The 2,136-nt window shown below is 66.6% G+C and carries 2 protein-coding genes and 1 pseudogene; 1 reads left to right on the forward strand and 2 read right to left on the reverse strand.

The features are described from left to right. Window positions 1-189: pseudogene (locus EN781_RS31205) on the forward strand (alpha/beta hydrolase); the annotation flags it as partial. Between the two features lie 5 nt (window positions 190-194). Here the strand turns inward: EN781_RS31205 and pyk are convergent. Continuing rightward, window positions 195-1,637 (reverse strand): pyruvate kinase, encoded by a 1,443-nt coding sequence (gene pyk / locus EN781_RS31210; protein WP_127400663.1) that lies wholly within the window; start codon window positions 1,635-1,637, stop codon window positions 195-197. After that, the gene (locus EN781_RS31215) at window positions 1,634-2,104 is read right to left on the reverse strand and encodes a DUF1036 domain-containing protein (protein ID WP_245455349.1); all 471 of its coding nucleotides are present in this window, start codon (window positions 2,102-2,104) and stop codon (window positions 1,634-1,636) included. Before EN781_RS31215 ends, pyk begins: the two co-directional genes overlap by 4 nt. Window positions 2,105-2,136 lie beyond the last annotated feature (32 nt).

A 2,136-nucleotide genomic window follows, 5' to 3' on the forward strand; every position in this document is an offset into this window, starting at 1 on the left:
AATCTCGGCCACAAGCCTGACTGGATCGCGGCCGACCTGGTCGTCGGCGGCATCGAGAAGACCGCCGGCAGGGCCATCGACCTGCAGTCGATGGCAAAGGCCGTGGAAGCGCGCATCGCCGGCGACGCGCAAGGCGCCGACGCATGTCCCGACCTCAAGGCACCGGAAGCCGAGCTGGCGCCGACCTGAAACGATCAGGCCGGGCGGCTGCCTTGGGTCTCAGACCCGACATACGCAATGCGCAGCATGTTGGTCGAGCCAGGCGTCCTGAGCGGCACGCCCGCGGTGATGATGACGCGGTCGCCCGGCTTGCCGAAGCCCTCGTCGATTGCGATGCGGCAGGCGCGGTCGACCATGTCGTCGAGGTCGATGGCATCGGGCGACACCACGCAATGCGTGCCCCACAGTAGCGACAGCCGCCGCGCCGTGTTGAGGATCGGCGACAGCGCCACGATCGGCACTTGCGGCCGCTCGCGCGCGGCGCGCAAGCCGGTCGTGCCGGAGGCCGTATAGGTGACGATCGCCGACAGTTTCAGCGTCTCGGCGATTTCGCGCGCGGCAAGCGAAATGGCATCCGCGCCCGTCGCTTCCGGCTCCGAGCGCTGCGCGTTGATGATACCGGCATAGGTCGGATCGGCTTCGACCTTGGTGGCTATGCGGTTCATCATCGCGACGGCCTCGACCGGATAGGCGCCGGCCGCGGACTCCGCGGAAAGCATGATGGCGTCCGCGCCCTCGAACACGGCGATCGACACGTCCGAGACCTCGGCGCGCGTCGGCACCGGCGCGGTGATCATCGATTCCAGCATCTGCGTCGCGATTACCACCGGTTTGCCAGCGCGGCGCGCGGCACGCGTGATCTGCTTCTGGATGCCGGGCACCGCCTCCAGCGGCATTTCGACGCCGAGATCGCCGCGCGCAACCATCAGCGCGTCCGACAGCTCGATGATTTCAGGCAGACGGGCCACCGCTTGCGGCTTCTCGATCTTGGCCATGATCAGTGCCCGGCCGCGCGCGATCTTGCGCGCTTCTGCGAGATCCTCCGGCCGCTGCACGAAGGACAGCGCCACCCAGTGGACGCTGGCCGCCAGCACCGCGTCGAGATCGGCGCGGTCCTTCTCGGTCAGCGCGCCGACCGGCAGGTCGGTGTCGGGCAGGCTGACGCCCTTCTTGTCGGAGATCGTGGTGCCGGCGACGACCGTGCAAATGATCGACTTGCCGTCGCTCTTCACCGCCCTGAGCTCCAGCTTGCCGTCATCAATCAAAAGCCGGTGACCGGCCTCGACCGAGCTCAGGATTTCCGGATGGGGCAGGTAGACTCTGCTCGAGGTGCCGGGTTCCGGATTGTTGTCGAGCGTGAAGGTCTGGCCGACGCTGAGCGTCTCCTTGCCGTTTGCGAACTTGCCGACGCGCAGCTTCGGACCCTGCAGGTCGGCGAGAATGCCGATCGGCCGGCCGACCGCGTCCTCGACCGCGCGGATGCGCCCGACCAGCGTGCGCATCAGATCGTGGTCAGTATGGCTCATATTGATGCGGAAGACATCGGCGCCGGCTTCGAAAAGCTTCTTCAACATCTCCTCGGAGGAGGAGGCCGGACCGATGGTGGCGAGGATCTTGACCTTGCGGTTACGTCTCATTGACTGTTTGTTCCCGGGGCGGGGGCCGCTGGTGCGCCTCCCGTTGCGGGCTCGTCGGTCAGCTGGACCATCCAGCTTGCCTGCTCGCCCGTGTCATATTCTTGGAATCCGGCGCGTTGGAAGCCCCGGGCGACGCAATCGGTTACGCCGGCAATCTTGAACTCTTTTTCGGCCACGCACATGTTGATCGGGCCATCCCAGCGCCCGCCGCGCTCGGCGTCTTCTGCATAAAGATAGTAAAACCTTGATGACAGCGGACCCTCGATCAGCGTCTTGCAGCTCGACCCTTCGATGTGCCACCAGCCCTCGGTGATCCAGCCGGCCTTGGCGCGATAGCCGATGCCGACGCCGACCAGGTTCTGTGTGGCGTTGCAGACGCGGAAATCGGCCCGGGCGGGCGACGCCGCGACCATGGCTGTGAGCCCGGCGGCGACGGTCAGGATCGGCAAGGCGAAGGCACGGCGCATGCGCGACCTGCCGGCGGAACCCATCCTGAAAC

This window comes from Mesorhizobium sp. M4A.F.Ca.ET.090.04.2.1, from assembly GCF_003999085.1.
Taxonomy (GTDB): domain Bacteria; phylum Pseudomonadota; class Alphaproteobacteria; order Rhizobiales; family Rhizobiaceae; genus Mesorhizobium.